The 15,011-nt window shown below is 47.0% G+C and carries 12 protein-coding genes; 8 read left to right on the top strand and 4 right to left on the bottom strand.

The features are described 5' to 3' along the window. The first annotated feature begins 104 nt into the window (after window positions 1-104). The 5 genes from QUA00_RS08680 (at window position 105) to QUA00_RS08660 (ending at window position 6,906) form a co-directional block, all read left to right on the top strand. Window positions 105-2,018: a S9 family peptidase gene (locus tag QUA00_RS08680; protein WP_333409343.1), complete on the top strand. Its 1,914-nt coding sequence runs from the start codon at window positions 105-107 to the stop codon at window positions 2,016-2,018. Window positions 2,019-2,181: 163 nt separating this feature from the next. After that, complete coding sequence (locus QUA00_RS08675; RefSeq protein WP_333409342.1) at window positions 2,182-2,910, top strand: HAD-IA family hydrolase; 729 nt, start codon at window positions 2,182-2,184, stop codon at window positions 2,908-2,910. A gap of 252 nt (window positions 2,911-3,162) precedes the next feature. Then, window positions 3,163-3,786, top strand: a complete 624-nt coding sequence (locus QUA00_RS08670) for a DUF3859 domain-containing protein (RefSeq protein ID WP_333409341.1) — start codon at window positions 3,163-3,165, stop codon at window positions 3,784-3,786. 78 nt (window positions 3,787-3,864) lie between these two features. Then, the gene (locus QUA00_RS08665) at window positions 3,865-5,553 is read left to right on the top strand and encodes an asparagine synthetase B family protein (protein WP_333409340.1); all 1,689 of its coding nucleotides are present in this window, start codon (window positions 3,865-3,867) and stop codon (window positions 5,551-5,553) included. A 132-nt stretch (window positions 5,554-5,685) separates the two neighbouring features. Then, window positions 5,686-6,906 carry a decarboxylase gene (locus tag QUA00_RS08660; RefSeq protein WP_333409339.1) on the top strand — a complete coding sequence of 407 codons (1,221 nt, stop codon included), beginning with the start codon at window positions 5,686-5,688 and terminating at the stop codon, window positions 6,904-6,906. Here QUA00_RS08660 and QUA00_RS08655 read toward each other — a convergent pair. Continuing rightward, entirely contained in the window at window positions 6,886-7,083 is a 198-nt protein-coding gene (locus tag QUA00_RS08655; protein ID WP_333409338.1) for a hypothetical protein, read from the bottom strand. The two genes, QUA00_RS08660 and QUA00_RS08655, sit on opposite strands and share 21 nt — an antisense overlap. 54 nt (window positions 7,084-7,137) lie before the next feature. On the opposite strand from QUA00_RS08655, the gene QUA00_RS08650 reads away from it, so the two are divergent. Continuing rightward, on the top strand, window positions 7,138-8,457 hold the full coding sequence (locus tag QUA00_RS08650; protein WP_333409337.1) for a hypothetical protein: 1,320 nt from the start codon (window positions 7,138-7,140) through the stop codon (window positions 8,455-8,457). A 590-nt stretch (window positions 8,458-9,047) separates the two neighbouring features. On the opposite strand, the gene argJ is transcribed toward QUA00_RS08650, so the two are convergent. Beyond that, window positions 9,048-10,289: a bifunctional ornithine acetyltransferase/N-acetylglutamate synthase gene (argJ, locus tag QUA00_RS08645; RefSeq protein ID WP_333143784.1), complete on the bottom strand. Its 1,242-nt coding sequence runs from the start codon at window positions 10,287-10,289 to the stop codon at window positions 9,048-9,050. Between the two features lie 891 nt (window positions 10,290-11,180). Further along, the gene (locus tag QUA00_RS08640; protein WP_006631905.1) at window positions 11,181-11,375 is read right to left on the bottom strand and encodes a hypothetical protein; all 195 of its coding nucleotides are present in this window, start codon (window positions 11,373-11,375) and stop codon (window positions 11,181-11,183) included. Between the two features lie 94 nt (window positions 11,376-11,469). On the opposite strand from QUA00_RS08640, the gene QUA00_RS08635 reads away from it, so the two are divergent. Both QUA00_RS08635 and QUA00_RS08630 read left to right on the top strand, forming a co-directional pair. Continuing rightward, complete coding sequence (locus QUA00_RS08635) at window positions 11,470-11,598, top strand: hypothetical protein (protein ID WP_333143785.1); 129 nt, start codon at window positions 11,470-11,472, stop codon at window positions 11,596-11,598. Between the two features lie 295 nt (window positions 11,599-11,893). Then, window positions 11,894-13,264, top strand: coding sequence for a leucine-rich repeat domain-containing protein (locus QUA00_RS08630; protein ID WP_333143786.1), 1,371 nt, complete (start codon window positions 11,894-11,896; stop codon window positions 13,262-13,264). Between the two features lie 1,397 nt (window positions 13,265-14,661). Here QUA00_RS08630 and rpsF read toward each other — a convergent pair. Continuing rightward, window positions 14,662-14,997 carry a 30S ribosomal protein S6 gene (rpsF, locus tag QUA00_RS08625; protein ID WP_015176119.1) on the bottom strand — a complete coding sequence of 112 codons (336 nt, stop codon included), beginning with the start codon at window positions 14,995-14,997 and terminating at the stop codon, window positions 14,662-14,664. Window positions 14,998-15,011 lie beyond the last annotated feature (14 nt).

Raw genomic sequence — 15,011 nt, 5'->3', positions numbered from 1 at the left:
ATATTCTTGTGGAATGGGCATCTTGCCCGTTCCCAAAAAATTCAATATTCTTGTGGAATGGGCATCTTGCCCGTTCCTATAGAAAATATTAGGTACAATAAAAAATGCAAACTTCCACATTTAAACAGCCAAAAACAGAACTTCCACCGTTAATCGAGCGGGAAATTTTGTTCGGAAATCCCGAAAAAACTAGCCCCCGACTTTCACCCGACGGCAAGTATCTCGCCTACATTGCACCCGATGAAAACAACGTTTTGCAAGTGCAATTGCGTACCGTCGGTCAAGCAGACGATCGCCAACTGACAGCAGATAAAAAACGGGGCATCCGCATCTTTTACTGGACATACAGCGACGAATATCTCATTTATCAGCAAGATATTGATGGTGATGAAAAATGGCATTTATTCTCAGTCAATATTCAGTCAAACCTGGTGCGCGACTTGACACCCTTTCAAGGTGTTCGAGCTCATCTGATTGCCCTTGACCGCAACTTCCCCAATGAAATATTAGTGGGAATGAACATCCGCGATCGGCGCAAACACGATCTTTACCGCATCAACCTGCAAAACGGTGCCGTTGAACTCGACACCGACAACCCAGGAAACATCGTCAATTGGGCTGCTGACGCCCAATTTCAAGTGCGGGCGGCCACAGCCACAACTGCCGAGGGCGGTAAAGAATTGCTATGGAGGGAAACTGCGGACAAGTCTTGGGAAAGCCTGCGACGCTGGGGCCCCGACGACGAAGGCGGTGCCGTCATGTTCTCAGAAAACGGCAAAATTCTCTACATCCGAGGCGATCACGATGCTAACGCGGAACGTTTGATCGCGCTAGATTTGGAAACCAAGCAAGAAACCGATCTCGCCTCTGACCCAGAATACGATGTCGGCAACATTGTCGTACACCCCACCAAGCGAGAGATTCAGGCGGTTTCCTTCTACAAGGACAAGCAAGAGTGGCAGATTTTAGACCAAAGCATAGCAGAGGATTTTGAGGATCTCGGCAAATTTCGCCCCGGCGAATTCTCCATCACCAGCCGCAACCTCGCCGATACCACTTGGCTAGTCGCTTACATGACAGACGACGGCCCAGTTTACTACTATGTGTACGATCGCGCCTCCAAAACCTTCACCTTTCTGTTCAGCAACAAACCCAAACTCGAAGGGCTACCACTATCATCAATGGAACCCATTTCTTACACCGCAAGAGATGGTTTAACCATTCACGGCTACCTGACAAAACCGGTTGGTGTCTCAACACCCGTACCTGCCGTCTTGCTAGTTCACGGCGGCCCCTGGGGACGCGATACCTGGGGTTACAACCCACAAGCCCAATGGCTGGCAAACCGAGGTTACGCCGTTTTGCAAATCAATTTTCGCGGTTCCAACGGCTACGGCAAAGCCTTTCTCAATGCCGGCAATCGCGAATGGGCCGCTAAAATGCACGACGACTTGCTAGATGGGGTAAATTGGCTGGTAGAAACAGGAATTGCCCAACCAGATAAAATTGCGATTATGGGCGGTTCTTACGGTGGTTATGCCGCCTTAGCGGGATTGACTTTTAGTCCCGATGTTTTTGCCTGCGCCGTCGATATTGTCGGGCCAAGCAATTTGATTACACTGCTGCAAACTATTCCCCCTTACTGGGAACCGAGAAAAGCAAGTCTGTATCACCGCGTAGGCAATTTGGAAACAGAACCAGAGTTTCTCAAATCGATCTCCCCCTTATCTTTTGTCGATCGCATCCAGAAACCTTTACTAATCGCCCAAGGTGCCAACGACCCGCGAGTAAAAAAAGCAGAAAGCGAGCAAATTGTCAATGCCATGAAGCAAGCCGGCAAACCTGTAGAATACGTGCTTTATACAGACGAAGGACACGGATTTGCGCGGCCAGAAAATCGCCTGCACTTTTATGCGATCGCCGAAGAATTCCTAGCCAAATATTTAGGAGGCAGATTTGAACCTGCAGGCAACATTGCCAATCATTCTGGTGTGGTGAATCCGCAAACAACTAATTAGAAGGAAGAAGGAAAAAGCCAGAACAAAGAAGGAATTACTCAAATCTATTTTCTCTTCTCTTCTCTTCTTTTCCTCTGTGTTCTCTGTGTCCTCTGTGGTTAAATCATTCCGATGCAACCGGATGTGCGATAAGTCCTCTTTCCTCTTCCCTTTTTCTTCTCAAATGACCAAAATTATTTTTCTAGATGCCGGAGGGACGCTATTTGACGTGCGCGGCAGCGTCGGCGAAGTCTACGGAAAATTTGCCAGCGGTTGGGGAGTAACTGTTTCTAACGAAGAGTTAAATGCAGCATTTTTCCAAAGTTTTGCCGACTCAAATCCGATGGCATTTCCCGGAAGAGAATTAGCCAAAATTCCCCAGCTAGAATTTGAATGGTGGCAAGCAGTTTGCGCGAACGCTTTTCAAATAGCAGGCGTTTTCAATCAATTCTCAGACTTTCCCAAGTTCTTTGCCGAACTCTACGCTCATTTTGCCACCGCCGAACCTTGGTTTGTCTATCCCGACGTATTGCCAGCATTAAATAGGTGGCAGCAACAAGGGATTGAATTAGCAGTAGTATCGAATTTCGATTCGCGACTTTATGCAGTATTAAAAGCACTAAATTTAGCTGAATATTTCACATCAGTGACAATTTCTACCGAAGTTGGTGCAGCAAAACCCCAGTCTCAAATTTTTACCGCAGCTTTGCAAAAGCACAATTGCATCGCCGAGAATGTGTTGCATATCGGCGACAGCTTCAAGGCTGATTATTGTGGTGCTAAAAATGCGGGATTAAAAGCAATTTGGTTGAACCGAGAACAGGAAAAAGTAGAATCAGGCAAATTGCCTTTAACTGAAACGAAAATAGAGCAGTGCAGCAGCCTTGATTTTATAATCGAGGTTCTTAAATAGAGGACTTAGCGATAATGTGTAGGGTGCGTCGCTGTCAGATATTAAATAAAAATTGGAGAGTATAGATAGCGACGCACCTTACCATAGCTTTTACATGAATTTTATGAGGTTAAGGTTATGATTTTTATGAGTTGACTTTGAGAGCTGTTTATTGAATAATATGAGTAATTAAACCGCAGAGAGCGCAGAGGACGCGGAGGAAGAGAAGAGAAATGTGATTTGTATATCTAATTTTTACGGGAAAAGAACTTTATGGAAACTCGACTCACTCAAACTCAGTTAGCACAGGTAGTCGCTGAACTCGACAAGTTATCGCAGCAGCGCGAGTTAGAATTGGCCCCCGATCAGGTAAGAGAAATTTTACGGGAGTTGAATCTGCCTGATGAGCTTTTAGAAGATGCGATCGCCCAAATGCGCCGCCGCGAAGTCCTAGAAAAACAGCAGCGACGCAACCGCTGGATCGCGATCGCCTCGACAGCCGTTGTCATCTCTGCGATCGGTATAGGCGTGCTGTTCGGGCAAAATCAGCAACAAAAAACTGCTCAAGTTGTGGGAGGAGAAGACAGGATTGCGCTATCGAAAAAAGGTGGTGACAGCCTTACTCAAGTCAACCGTCAAATTAATCCCCGCGTTTACTATCAGGTGACGTTGAAAAATGCTCCGATCGGCAATGAGTTGTCTCTGCAATGCGATTGGATTAATCCCAGCGGTGACATTGTTCATCAGGGCAGGTATCAAACTAGCACGATCAATACTGCGGTTTGGAATACGCACTGCTTTTACGATCTCGGATCTGCTGCTGCCCCCGGCAAATGGGAAGTTCGGATGTCCCTGGATGGGCGCGCGATCAGCCGTGAACCTTTCACGGTGAAATAGATGGGTGCGATCGACAAACCTTCACATTTCATAGGCTATTGGGGAGAGGGCGAGCACACAAAAACGCTCAGCCGTTTAGTGCCTGACTACTTCATCAGACAGGGCAAATTATCAGAATGGGCGATCGCCTCTGCATCTGTACTCACGGCTGACACAGTGACGCTGAATGCTTGCGGGCGCGATCGGGCGACGGATTTTCCGGGAGATGCTTGGGCGGCTGTAGAAGCCCAACAGCTAAGGCTGGGGCGCGATCCGTTTGGGCGAGTGCCGCTTTATTGGATGCAGTTGGGAGAAACGATTTGGTTTGCGACGCGCCTGCAATTGCTGCTACCGCTGATTGCTTCCCCTCAAATTAGCCCGATCGCCCTACACAGTTATGCTTGTTTTTCCTACGTGCCCACGCCGTTAACGCCGATCGAGCAAATTGCATCCGTAGCAGCCGGAAGCGAGATGGTTTGGGAAATTGCCGATGTTAACGATCTGCCGAAAGTACGCGCGGCGAAGCTATCTCGTAGGGAATCGCTGCCATCGGCTTGGCAAGAAGCGCCCCAACTACTGCGCCGTGAGGATGAGGCGATCGCACAATTGCAAGGGCTGTTGCAACAGGCGATCGATCGACAAGTGGCTGATTTGCCGATCGACGAACCCGTAGGCGTTTTACTCTCCGGTGGCATCGATTCTTCCCTGGTGACGGCGCTGCTAGTGAAAGCAGGCTTGCAGGTGCGCGCCTATGCCCTCGATTTTGGTGTCGAAGCCTATTCCGAACTGCCCTACGCCCAACAGGTGGCGGACTTTTTCCAGATTCCGCTGATCCGGGTGGCGGCGACAGGTGATGCAGTGTTGCGCGCGATCGGGCCAACCGCCAAAGCCCTCGATTTACCCTATGGAGATGGCACGACGGCTGCACTGTTTTTGCTCAAACAGGCGGCGGCGCAAGACGTGCGAGTTGTATTCAATGGCGAGAATGGCGATCAGCTATTTGCTGGATGGACAAACAAGCCTTTGATTGCCAACGGAGTTTACAGTGCAGAACATCCCGCCGGAGGAGAAACCTTTGAACAGCAGTATTTGCGGACGTTTCAGCGATTTTATGGTTATGAAAAACAGATTTTTTCGCCAGAAATGCTCGATCGCATCCAGTCTCACGATTTGAGCGTTTACCTGCAAGACGCGATCGATCCCGAAACCTGTCCTTCCCTGCTAGCGAGGCTGCGGCGCGCTTCGCTGATGCTCAAAGGTGCCCAAAATATTCAGCCGAGGGCAACGGCATTGGCGTTTGCTTGCGGTTTGTGGGTGCGATCGCCCTTCTGCGACCCCGACCTCACGGACTGGACGTTTCAACTCCCTGGCGAGCTGCTACTGCAAGGTGCGTGCGAAAAATACATCCTCAAAAAAGCCTCCGAACGCTGGCTGCCACCGGAAATTGTCTGGCGGGAAAAGCGCGGGATGGGAGTCCCGTTGAAGGTTTGGTATTACCGGGAGTTTTGGACTGCGATCGGCGATCGGCTGAATCCTAATCTGTTGCGATCGCAAAATTGCTGGCAGCCCCATTTGGCTGACTCGATGTTATCGGGACAACTCGGAGTTGCAATGCGCGATCGCTATATTGGCAATAATCTCTGGTTGCTGCTGATGTGGCAGGCATGGCGAACCGAGGTTTTAGGCGAAATTCCGGTTAAGCGATCGCTGGATCATGTGTTTTGGTTGCCACCGGCGATCGGGCAGCGCATTTGGAAATATCGAAGGAGGTTGACTGTTGATAGTTGACAGTTGACTGTTGACAGTTGACTGTTGATTTTACAATCTTCCCTGTTCCGAACATCCGTTAAATCCGTTAAATAATTCGTTGCCGAACATCCGTTACATCCGTTACAAAATCCGTTGCCGAACTTCTTCTATATGACTGAATCTTTGCTACAGAATGAAACCAAAATACATTCGCCGCCGTTCTCCGAAGCATTAGCCAAGCGACTTTTGTCAACTTATGGTTCGCCCTTATATGTGTATCAGGCCGATATCCTCCATCAAACCCTTGAGCATATTACGCGATCGATCGACTATCCGCACGTTCAGTTTCATTTTGCTAGCGTCACCAACGGCAATATTGCTCTGTTGCAATTGATTCAGCAGGCTGGTTGGGGGCTACACGCGAATACACCGGGGGATGTTTTTTTGGGGCTGAAAGCGGGTTTTACGAGCGATCGCATTGTCTACACCGGCAGTAACCTCAACAGGGCGGATATTCAGCAATTGATCGAGTGGAAGATCGATCGATTTAACTTCGATAGTCTGTCCCAACTCCAGGATTTTTGCGAATATTCCGGGAGTCAACCGCGATCGATCCGTGCCGAAATTGGACTGCGCCTCAACTCACCGGAATTGACGGGAGACAGTCGGATTGGAGTACGTGCCGCCGAATTTGAGAAAGCCAACGAAATCGCGCAGCAGCAGGGGTTGAGGATTACTGGATTGCATTTTTATCGGGGGACTGGAACTAACGCCACGAGTGCTTTTACGCAGGCGATCGATCGCCTAATTGCGATCGCCCAACTGTTGCCCGATTGGCGAACCCTCGATTTTGGCGGTGGTTTTGGCTATCCCTATCGAGGCGGTGCGGTGTTTGACTGGCGGGAGTTTGGTGCGGCGATTACTGAACGATTGAGTGCGCTATCTCGCCCTATCGAGTTGGTGATAGAACCGGGACGATCGGCGATCGCAGGTTGTGGCGTTTTGCTTGCGAAAGTTGTGTCAGTGAAGTGGTTGGGCGATAGGCAAATTGTCGGCGTGGATACGACTGTATCAAATCTATCGGTGCCTGCGGTGCACGGGGGCTATCGGGCGATCGCAACTTGGGAAACCGACGATGTATCGCGACATGAAACGGATATTTGCGGCAACACGACTTATTCGCGGGATTATTTGGGGCGCAACTGTTGGCTACCGAAACTCAAAATTGGAGATGCGATCGCCATTTTGGATAGCGGGGCTTACGGCTATGCGATGTCGTCGCATTTTCTGCACCGCCCCCGCCCTGCTGAAGTGTTGATTGATGCTAAGGGCGATCGATTAATTCGACAGCGAGAAGACTATTCTATTTTATTAAACGGGCAAATCTTTTAATAGGGCATTGGGCATTGGGCATTGGGCATTGGGCATAGTTTCTTCCTTCTTCCTTCTTCCTTCTTCCTTCTTCCTTCTTCCTTCTTCCTTCTTCCTTCTTCCTTCTTCCTTCTTCCTTCTACTTATTATCTCTCTTCTCTTCCTCTGCGTCCTCTGCGGCCTCTGCGGTAAAATCATTCCAAAACAACCGTCAACGATATAAATCCATTAAATCAATCAGGAGTAACCGAAATGGGAATGAAATGCGTCCAGTGTCAAACAGACAACATTTTGAGCGATCGTACCAGGAACTCAGGTCGCTGTAAACAGTGCAACCATCCGTTTGTCTTTGAACCCACTACCGTCACCGATCAAAAATTAGCATTTACCGATCCCTTTTTCAAAAATGCGATCGAAAATATTTCGAGCCAAAATATGTTGTTTTTTACGCACCAACAGTTTTTGTATTTTATTGACCAAAAGCTTAAATCTCGCGCGCCAGAAACCAGTTGGATTTTGACCTACTTCTTGTTTAGCGTATTTGCGGGCATCTTCGGCCTTCACTTCGCTCTTGCTCTTTTTCCCTCACAATTCGCAGTTGTTATTCCCTTCGCTCTCTACAATTTGATTTGGATAGGGCTATTGTTCCACTACAGCAAATCTCCTGCTCAAGGTATTCGTGGCAGAAGAAATAATGCTAAAAACCTCCAGATTTTAGGGGGAATTATTTTAGTGCTGGGCATTTCAGGAAGCCTAATATTTGATTATTCTTCAGGATACATCGTAGCGACTACACTAGGTCTATTGTCCTACGGGCTCGGCATTTCACAAAAAAAACGCCCACAGATAACGGGTGAAATATTTCTCGTTAATCAAGCGCAAAGCGATAAATGGCTGCGAGACTGGCAAACAGTAAACGGCACATTAGAAAAACTGCTCCCTGCTGCTCGTCAAGAGGCTTTGCCCGCAACCATCGATCGCGAAGTCAGCGCCTACAGCTTCGATCGCGCAATTATCTGTGACAGTGACGAAATAGCTCAATTCCTCATTGCCAACAACGTCCATTTTGAAAACAACTGCGCGATTCTTAGTATTAGTGGCTATCCCCAAAGCATCTTCAGTACCGTGATTGAAATGCTGCGGCGCAATACCGATTTAAAAGTCTATGCGCTGCACAATGCGAGCCCTGCTGGAGTTGGCTTGGTACATCAACTGCGAACTAATCCAAACTGGTTTGCGAATCAACAGGTGACAATTTTTGATTTGGGAATTTCTCCCCGTCAAATCTTAGCAACCCGTGATATGTTTGTGCAGCAATCTCAAACAATGGCACAAACAGCCCGTCAATTACCCGACGCTGTAAGGCAAGGTTTAACAGCAGAAGAACTAGCATGGCTGGAAGCCGGCAATTTTGTGGAATTGGAATCGTTTACGCCGCAGCGGTTGTTGCGCGTGGTGAATTATGGACTTGCTCAGAGTGGCGATCCGCAGACCAATGACGGCTTAATATTAGTGGATAATGCTGTCGGGTATGGTGGTGGCTATGTGTTTGTCTCCGATAGTTTTGGTTAGGGCGTGTTTTCAAACTTTATATAGCCTTTCGATCTCTCATATGAGGTACTCATGGGCATAGGGCATAGGGCATAGGGCATAGGGCATAGGGCATAGGGCATACCTCACTTTTTTGAGAACCGCTATATTAGACTTATTAATAATAAGCTTAAAAAGTCTTGAAACTTAGTCTGAATAAGATTTTTAGCGCTCTTTTGTTAAAATCCTAAAAAGCTGATCTTGGTAAGGGCTTCAGCGATTTTAAAATGAGGAGCAAAAAAGCTGAGGTTAACTCGGTGAGTAAAGGTTTCAAATTTTTTAACTTCCCCCCACGGGGGCAGGGCGGTTTCATTCTCACGAAAATCAGGCTTTTGTAGGGGCGGTGCGACCCCTACTCCCCGTGCCCGCCCCCACCCACAGACGATTTCACAGGCGTTTCAGACATGGGGGCAACCACGGGGGGATTGCCCCTACCGAGAATGAAACCGCCCTGTCCACGGGGGGAAGTTGAGTTTAAATTGTGGGAAATTTGCCTTCAACTTTCTCTCGTCTGGTTTTGTTTGTGTAGGCGCGGTTTCTAACCGCCCGGACTTGTAACCGCCTGGACTTATTTAAGTCGTATACTCGGCATTAATCTTCACGTAGTCGTAACTCAAATCGCATCCCCAAGCTTTCGCAAAACCGCTGCCATTCCCCACACTAACCTGAATTAAAACCGTATCAGCCTTCAAATATTCCCCCTCCGCAGCGGCTTTCATATAATTACTTGCAGCAGCGCGATCGAACTCTTTAGGTTGTCCGTTTTCCATCATCAAAAAATCCCCTAATTGAATCCGCAAATTCTCTTGATCGAAAGCGACACCAGCGCGCCCAGCCGCCGCCGCAATTCTGCCCCAATTCGGATCGCGTCCGAAAATAGCAGCTTTCACCAAAGAAGAACCGACAATTGTTTTGGCAATTTTACTCGCAGAAACTTCATCCAGCGCGCCACTAACTTGCACTTCCACCAAACAAGTTGCACCTTCGCCGTCACGGGCGATCGCCTTTGCTAAATGCACGCAAACTTCTGTCAGCATCGCTTCTAATTTTTCAGCATCCGCCCCCATTTCTGTAATTGCGGGCGTGCGGGATTGGCCGTTTGCCAAAGCAATTAGCGAATCGTTGGTACTGGTATCGCCGTCAACAGTAATTTGATTGAAACTTCTGTTAGCCGCCCGACTCACCATTTCTTGCCACAAATGCGATGACACTGCTGCATCGCAAGTTACAAACGCCAGCATTGTTGCCATATTTGGGTGAATCATTCCCGAACCTTTGCAAATGCCGCCGATGCGGACGGGTCGATCGCCAAACATGGTTTCCAGGGCGATCGTTTTCGGCACTAAATCAGTCGTACAAATAGCCTTAGCCGCCGCATCGGAACCAGTTTCCGATGCCTCAGCAACTAATCGGGGAATTCCCGCCCTCAGCGGCTCCATTTTTATCCGCTGTCCGATGACGCCAGTGGAGGCCAAAAGAATAGATTCTGGAGGAATATTCAGCGCTTCTCCCAACAATTTGGCACTTTCGAGGGCATCTGCCAAACCTTGTTCGCCAGTAGCAGCATTAGCTTGTCCCGCATTGCACAAAATTGCTTTCGCGCTGGGTTTAGCTTGCAAACGCTGGCGGCAGTAGTCCACGCAAGCTGCCCGGACAGTGGAGGTTGTGAAGACTCCTGCGGCGATCGCGTCTACCTCTGACAAAATTAAACTTAAATCTGGCAAGCCTGAAGGCTTCAAGCCCGCTGTAATTCCCGATGCTCTATACCCTCTGGGTGCTGTAACTCCGCCGTCAATTTCTTTCCAGTCCGACATGATGACCTCCCTAGTAGCCTTCAATCTGCTGAAAGGGGATTATACCATTTTAGATTTTAGATTTTAGATTTTAGATTTTAGACTTCGGCGTGAGGGCTCAGTCGAACGATTTTAGATTTTAGATTTTAGATTCTTTTGAACCCAATTTCCCATTCCCCATTCCCAATTCCCCATAAAACTAATCGCGGCTTCCAACCTAGAGTTATAACTCAAGAAGAAGTCGCGACGGTTTTGTAATTGACATTATTAATTTTTAGCTGGCAAAGAACAAACTCGATTCAACTATCTCGCCTTTGAAAAAACGAGTTATTTGCGATCGATACTCGCTGGAGAACCAGCATCTAAACCAACTTCAGCAGCCACACGGCTCAGCATGGATTCCTGACGGTTTTTGACGACGTGTTGATGGCGCATCATCAGGTTGCGGGCTTGTTCTTGAGTGGACTTGACACTCCCTAGCCTAAAGGCGTAGGGATTCTTAATTCATCGACTGACCTTTAAGCACTATGTCCTTTCGGCAATCTTTAAACTTTTCAACCGTGCAATTACACCAATTGACGAGCCTAATTCACAGCAAGCCCAGAGGGTCTATCTCCAAAAGCGTACTAGGATACGAACCTAGAGTTCGGGTATGCCCTACCCTACTTAATTGATTTGAACCAAATGATGTATTTTCTGGTACAGAGAATGCGTTGATTCTCTCGCTGTTTTAAGTGTTTTCGCAGCACTGTGCCCAATTTTTACACCTAAAAGTGTGTCTTAACAGTTTCACGATGGTGATGGAGTTTAACCTTGGCACATCCATCTTAATACAAAGCCGTCCTAGAAGGACGGGGTTTTAGACCCAATTTCTTGATAACTGCGTAGGCAATTGAGGAAATTGAGCTTGCCCTAGCTCATGGTGGCGTTGCTGCGATCGTAGCTAGCTTGAAAGCTGGGCTGCGGTTTGCCTTGAATGTGACCCCAGTAGTGCGTATCTTCCATCCCGACTTCGGTGGCGGTGCGGTTGAGCATGGATTGCTGGCGGTTCTTCACCAGTTGGTGGTGGCGCATCATCAGAGAGCGAGCTTGATTTTCGGTAGACATAGGGGGTTCCTCGGTATTCTTTAGATTAATGTTGGGCTTGTTTTTTCTTCTCTTCTATCACTATAACAGACAATTCTGTATCTAAAGCTACCAAATGAAAATTGTCACAAAACTTTACAATTGGGCTATGGGGCGAGAATCTCGATCGAGGTTGCAGGGAGTGCGATCGAGCTTTGGCTCGTGGATTCAGGCCCAACATCAAGCAGCAGTTGGCAAAATTTGACAATATTCCTCTTCTAACCCTATTCTGTCACTTTAGGCAAAAAATAATCTGGAAGGCTTATAGCATAAGACTTTTACCAAAAATCTTGATTTGGGCCATTCTGTTAGAAAATAAACGCTCAAATGCTAGCTCTATCTACAGTTAAAAATGTGGCTCTTATTTTTATTTTCCCAGAGTGACTTAAGAGGGTTAAGATTCCGGTCGTCAATCAGGATAGTCACATTTCCTGACGTACCCTCTGCATTTTCAAGTCCTAGATGGGGAAATATATAAAAATCCACAGAGGTTATTCCCTATGATTTTATTAATCCTTGTTTTCATGTTGGTGGTATCGAGTCAGTCGCAAAATAGTGGAAATGCACCTTTCTCATGGGTCGTGCAGAACCAACCGGGCGATAGTGGACGGACATTTGCTGATTGGTGTCGCGAAAAGGCTTCTTTGAGTCCTGAAACTAAACATACTGTTGAGGTGTTGTTGGAGAAAGCGGGAACTACTGAGTGCGAGGCGGCCGATAGACAACTTTCGAGTCTCACGGAACTCACCCTCGACAGCAATCAGATCGGGGACATCAAACCGCTAGCATCTTTAACTAACCTGACTACGCTCTCCCTCTACAACAATAAAATCAAGGACATCAAACCGCTAGCATCCTTGGCTAACCTGACTACGCTCTCCCTCTACAACAATCAAATCAATGACATTAAACCGCTAACATCCTTGGCTCACCTGACTTCGCTCTACCTCAGCGACAGTCAAATCAAGGACATCGAACCGCTAGCATCTTTGACTAACCTGACTTCGCTCTCCCTCGACAGCAATCAAATCAAGGACATCGAACCGCTAGCATCCTTGACTAACCTGACTTCGCTCTACCTCAGCGACAATCAAATCAGCGACATCGAACCGCTAGCATCCTTGGCTAACCTGACTTCGCTCTACCTCACCAGCAGTCAAATCAAGGACATTGAACCGCTAGCATCTTTGACTAACCTGACTTCACTCACCCTCACCAACAATCAAATCAGTGATATCAAACCGCTAGCATCCTTGACTAACCTGAATTGGCTCACCCTCACCAACAATCAAATCAGCGACATCAAACCGCTAGCATCCTTGACTAACCTGACTGGGCTCTTCCTTGACAGCAATCTGATCGGGGACATCAAACCGCTAGTATCTTTGACTAACCTGACTTTGCTCTACCTCGACAACAATCAAATCAAGGAGATCAAACCGCTAGCATCCTTGACTAAACTGAAGCGGCTCTCCATCCACAACAATCAAATCAAGGACATCAAACCGCTAGTATCCTTGACTAAACTGTATAGGCTCACCCTTACCCACAATCAAATCAGTGATATCAAACCGCTACAATCCTTGACTAACCTGACTGAGATCGACCTTGAGAACAATCAAATCAGCGACATCAAACCGCTACAATCCTTGACTAACCTGACTGGGCTCAACCTTGAGGACAATAAAGTCAGTGACATTAAACCGTTAGCATCCTTGACTAACCTGACTAAGCTCAACCTTGAGGACAATAAAATCAGTGACATTAAACCGTTAGCATCTTTGACTAACCTAACTGGGATCAACCTTAGCAATAATTCGATCTCTTCTAAAATTTGCCCTGTCCAGCAAAGTTATAGATGTGCCTGGTAAATCACAGACTCAACCATACAGCTTTATTAGCAACTTTTATAGTTATCTTTGCTGTGTCGGCTTAAATCTCTCACACTTTGTCTTACCCTTGCCCCAACATTCTTACCTGTGTCTCGAAAGCTACATTGTTGGGGCTGCTTTGGTTGCCAAGACGTTTGATGTACCGTTGCCTGGAAATGGCACCCCACTTCTAAAAGCTAGAGAGTCAGGTAAAAATCAAAAATATTTTCTATTCTGATAAAGCGTAACGGTTACAAGCTTTAGGCTGGGAAAGTACAGTATCCCCGCCTAGAACAAGGTTTTGGAATGGATAGGAAAATTAGCCCTCTTTTGTCACTTTCAGCAAAAAATAATCAGGAACGCTTAGAGCATAAGACTTTTACCAAAAATCCTGATTTGGGCCATTCTGTTAGAAAATAAATGCTCAAATTCTCGCTATATCTACAGTTAAAAATTTGGCTCTTATTTTTATTTTCCCAGGGTGACAGAAGAGGGTTAGGGTTATCCTCGTTTAACCCTATTCTGTCACTTTAGGCAAAAAATAATCTGGAAGGCTTATAGCATAAGACTTTTACCAAAAATCCTGATTTGGGCCATTCTGTTAGAAAATAAACGCTCAAATTCTCGCTATATCTACAGTTAAAAATTTGGCTCTTATTTTTATTTTCCCAGAGTCACTTAAGAGGGCTAAGAGCCACATTTTAGCGGCTACCTAAGCTGTGTTGCATCTAGATTGCCTATGGTATTAGAGAGGGAGAGGGTCCGATGGGGATCGGGGGAGAGGATTTGACGATTTTTGATCGGGACTCGAAATATACAATTTAAATGCACAACAGCTTAATTGCCAAGTGCCAAAATAAGTTTATAGTTTGGTTCAGAGTTATAGATGCAGAATTTTGCCTCTCAAGAAAGTCGAATTTGCCTTAGTTAACAGTAAATTTAATAAGTAGCGGATCACAATTAGATTTACAATGATTAAGCAGCTATGCTCAAGCACAGTCAAGTTTTTTGTAGTCAACTAGATAGAGTTGAGCCAAAGTGAATCGCCCTCGCTCTCCTCAAAAAGCGAGCTTTCTTTGTTGATAAAAATAGATTAAGTCCCAGCAGCCTCCCCACAAAAAAGAGCGATCGTCCTCCCCTAGAAAAACAATCGCCCATTCACCTATAATTTCAATTAACATCAAGTCCCGCCCTTTAGAAACTATGCTGTACCCACAATTCCAAAGATCCCCCTAGCGTCTTTTTCAGGAGGATGCCAGGGGGAGCGAAAGCCTCTGACGTTAGTTTTTCAAGTTGTGTGTACAGGGTAGCCCTTAAGAAAGAAAGGCGTGCCGGGGAATAAGCGGCCCTAATCGTCAAACAGTAGACTGGTACTACTTGACATACTCACCGAACTCCTACTCGGCGACTTCAGCTTCCGCTTCCGCTTCAGGTGCATCTGGCACATCTTGCTTGATCGTCAAATAGCGAATCACTTCTTCGCTCAGACGCATCGCGCGTTCCAGGGTAAAAATTGCAGCGCCCGGAGCTGTATAGTTCATTTGAACGTATACTCCGTCCCGGTGCTTGCCGATTTCGTAAGCCAAACGGCGCTTGCCGCGGTGCTGAGTTTCGATGTTTTCAGCACCTTGATCGCGCAAAATAGTTTGATATTTAGCGATCGCCTGGTCTGTCATTTCCTCACCCAAATCAGGGCGCAGAATGTACATAGTTTCGTAAATAAACGGTTTCATGGCAATAATCCCCT

The organism is Microcoleus sp. T2B6 (assembly GCF_036700475.1).
In the GTDB taxonomy this organism is placed as follows: domain Bacteria; phylum Cyanobacteriota; class Cyanobacteriia; order Cyanobacteriales; family Microcoleaceae; genus Microcoleus.
Note: the sequence above shows the minus strand (reverse complement) of the source record. Positions and strands in the feature narration are given on the sequence as shown.

What these genes read in the sequence shown, in the direction of transcription:
- QUA00_RS08650 (WP_333409337.1), top strand. Translation starts at nt 7,138, where the DNA reads ATGGGAATGAAATGCGTCCAGTGTCAAACAGACAACATTTTGAGCGAT.
- QUA00_RS08655 (WP_333409338.1), bottom strand. Translation starts at nt 7,083, where the DNA reads ATGATTTTACCGCAGAGGCCGCAGAGGACGCAGAGGAAGAGAAGAGAG.
- QUA00_RS08670 (WP_333409341.1), top strand. Translation starts at nt 3,163, where the DNA reads ATGGAAACTCGACTCACTCAAACTCAGTTAGCACAGGTAGTCGCTGAA.
- argJ (WP_333143784.1), bottom strand. Translation starts at nt 10,289, where the DNA reads ATGTCGGACTGGAAAGAAATTGACGGCGGAGTTACAGCACCCAGAGGG.
- QUA00_RS08640 (WP_006631905.1), bottom strand. Translation starts at nt 11,375, where the DNA reads ATGTCTACCGAAAATCAAGCTCGCTCTCTGATGATGCGCCACCACCAA.
- rpsF (WP_015176119.1), bottom strand. Translation starts at nt 14,997, where the DNA reads ATGAAACCGTTTATTTACGAAACTATGTACATTCTGCGCCCTGATTTG.
- QUA00_RS08660 (WP_333409339.1), top strand. Translation starts at nt 5,686, where the DNA reads ATGACTGAATCTTTGCTACAGAATGAAACCAAAATACATTCGCCGCCG.
- QUA00_RS08675 (WP_333409342.1), top strand. Translation starts at nt 2,182, where the DNA reads ATGACCAAAATTATTTTTCTAGATGCCGGAGGGACGCTATTTGACGTG.
- QUA00_RS08680 (WP_333409343.1), top strand. Translation starts at nt 105, where the DNA reads ATGCAAACTTCCACATTTAAACAGCCAAAAACAGAACTTCCACCGTTA.
- QUA00_RS08630 (WP_333143786.1), top strand. Translation starts at nt 11,894, where the DNA reads ATGATTTTATTAATCCTTGTTTTCATGTTGGTGGTATCGAGTCAGTCG.
- QUA00_RS08635 (WP_333143785.1), top strand. Translation starts at nt 11,470, where the DNA reads ATGAAAATTGTCACAAAACTTTACAATTGGGCTATGGGGCGAGAATCT.